This window comes from Ideonella azotifigens, assembly GCF_006519715.1.
Lineage (GTDB): Bacteria > Pseudomonadota > Gammaproteobacteria > Burkholderiales > Burkholderiaceae_C > Ideonella > Ideonella azotifigens.
Genome location: NZ_VIDT01000794.1, coordinates 1 through 2,289, shown reverse-complemented (window position 1 = coordinate 2,289; position 2,289 = coordinate 1). Strand labels below are relative to the sequence as shown.

The window sequence follows — 2,289 nt, the reverse complement described above, 5'->3', positions numbered from 1 at the left end:
GCAGGCGCCGTCCGCACGCGATCCTGCGATCGTGCTTCGCATGTCAGCCTCCCTTCTGATGCGGGGCCGGCTCCGCGGGAGCCGGCCGGTTGAGCGGGCGCGCGGGTGCGCGCTCAGCTGTTGCCGATGACCTTGAAGATGTAGAAGCGGTTGGGCACCTGCAGCGCGCTGTAGAAGGTGCGCTCCAGCGTGATCATTTCCGGCGAGGTTTCCTGCGTGCGATCAACGTAGGAGTCCTCGGCGTCTTCCAGCTTCTTGTACTCGCCGTAGTTGAACGACAGCCGGGTGGCTTCGCGCGGGCGCGGCGTGTACGGGGCCTGCAGCTGCGCGGTGTTGCGCTGGGTCTCGATCAGCAGCTCGTCGCCGATGTAGCCGCGCGGCTTGCGGTTCAGCGTGTGCACCTTCACCTTGTAGAGCGCGGCGTAGTAGTCCTCCACGCGCGAGGGCGTTGGCAGGAACAGGCCCAGGTGGGCGATCTGGCCGACGCTGGTGCCCAGCTCGCGGCCATTGGGCGCATTGAGTTCACCCTTGGGTGTGTAGACCTTGTCCATTTGCGCCAGGTGGCTCTCGGCATCGCGGCGCAGCAGCGCGCGCACGGCGGTGATGCGGCTGGTCGTCAGCGCCTGCGCGGTGCCGGCGTTGCCGAACTTGGTGTAGGTGGCGTATTGCGGGCTGGCGGCGTCGATGTTCTTCAGCACCCGGTCGTTGATGAACTCGCTGCCCTTGGCGCCACCTTTGGCCCCGAGCGCGATCAGCTTCTCGAACTCGGCTTCGCGGCCGGGCAGCACGTCATAGATGACGATTTGGGCGAACACCGGCGTGGCCTTCTGGGCCAGCAGGGTCTGCTCGTATTCGCCCTGGGCCACGGCGACCGTGGGCAGGGTGGCACTCAAGAATGCCAGTGCGATGGCGGAAGACAGCAGCGCCACACGGCGCGTCAGGTTGGCATGCATGGTTTTCTCCTTTGGGCTGTTCAAAGGCGGCGCTTCAGCGCGGCACGTAGTTCAGTTCCACCGTGCCGGCCTGGGCCCGGCTGGCTTCGGCCTGCAGGCTGGCGCGCTGCGCGCCGCTGGGGCTGCTGAAGTACTCGCTGTAGATGAAGTAGCCCTTGTTCGGCGTGGCGTAGATGGACGCACCCGACAGGCCGCTGCGGTTGGCCAGCGAGGCGCGCAGCGAGGTGGGGGTCTGGCCCTGGTCGAAGAACTCGACGAAGCCGGCCTGGCCGGTGTAGCCGGTCTTCAGGAAGCTCAGCGAGGTCAGGCGTTCCTTGAAGATGCGGTCAGAGCCATTGGCCTGCACGTCCACCAGCGCAGGCGCGCGGCCCTTCTCCCAGCCCCAGTCGGCGAACACATGCTTGACCAGCGTGCCGCCGGTGCGGGTGGGCGGGCCGTCGAGGAACTCGGCAACCTTCTTGTCGCGCGCGCTGCTGACGCGCTTGGCCGTCACCGAGTCCAGGTAGCGGGCCACCGAGACCCACGCGCTGCGGCCGTTGGCCGCTTCATCAGGCAAGGGTGCCAGCACTTTTTCACCGACCGCGCCGTTCATCAGCCGGTGGTAGGGGCCGTTGTCGACCATGGCTTCCAGGAAGGCTTGCTCCTGGCCAGGCTTGACGTTGTAGACGGTGACCTCGGCGTAATTCGCGTTGACGAGGTTCATCATCATCATGGCCGGCTCGTCGGCGCGAGCGGCGAGGGGCGAGAGGGCAAGGGCACAGACTGCAAACACTGGGCATACCGCTTGTCTGACTGCAACGAAGGTGGGTCTCCGATTCATGGCGATGCTCCGCAAGAGGGGGTGAAGGATCCGGCGTCGTCCAGACGCAAGCCAATCTATCGCCGCACCCCTGGGCCCGATAGCGCATGTTCGTGCCACCACGAAGCGGCGCCCACGGATGTGGCGGCGCGTTCGACGCACGTCAGGTTTGGGGGGTGGATTCCCGTGGATGGGCGCACTGTTTCGCCACGGCGGCGCCCGGCCCTCACGCGGGGCCGGCAGCAGACTTCACAAGTTCTGCTTCAGGGCGCCAGGAAGCCCTGCAGCAGCTGGGCCACGGCCTCGGGCTGGTCGTGGTGCACCATGTGCCCGCAGTCGCTCAAGGCATGCGCGCTGACCTGCGGCACGACGGCCAGGCGGGCCTCGAACTCGCTGTGCGGGTAACGCTCGCCCCACCACAGCGGGGCTTCGGTGTCGCGGCCTTCTATCCACAGCAGCGGTGCCGTGATGCGGCGCCAGCAGGCCAGCACTTCGTCGGCCTGGTACTGCAGCGCGCTGGGGTGCTTGTGGGCCGGG

At 67.2% G+C, this 2,289-nt stretch carries 3 protein-coding genes; all 3 read right to left on the bottom strand.

All coding sequences use genetic code 11. The features are described 5' to 3' along the window. Positions 1 to 113 precede the first annotated feature (113 nt). Positions 114 to 953, bottom strand: coding sequence for a hypothetical protein (locus FKP22_RS27720; RefSeq protein WP_141291224.1), 840 nt, complete (start codon positions 951 to 953; stop codon positions 114 to 116). Positions 954 to 987: 34 nt separating this feature from the next. Next, positions 988 to 1,665, bottom strand: a complete 678-nt coding sequence (locus FKP22_RS27715) for a hypothetical protein (protein ID WP_141291222.1) — start codon at positions 1,663 to 1,665, stop codon at positions 988 to 990. Between the two features lie 350 nt (positions 1,666 to 2,015). After that, positions 2,016 to 2,289: alpha/beta fold hydrolase (locus tag FKP22_RS32920; protein WP_375140625.1), on the bottom strand; the 274-nt coding region annotated here is incomplete at its 5' end.

What these genes read in the sequence shown, in the direction of transcription:
- FKP22_RS27720 (WP_141291224.1), bottom strand. Translation starts at nt 953, where the DNA reads ATGCATGCCAACCTGACGCGCCGTGTGGCGCTGCTGTCTTCCGCCATC.
- FKP22_RS27715 (WP_141291222.1), bottom strand. Translation starts at nt 1,665, where the DNA reads ATGATGATGATGAACCTCGTCAACGCGAATTACGCCGAGGTCACCGTC.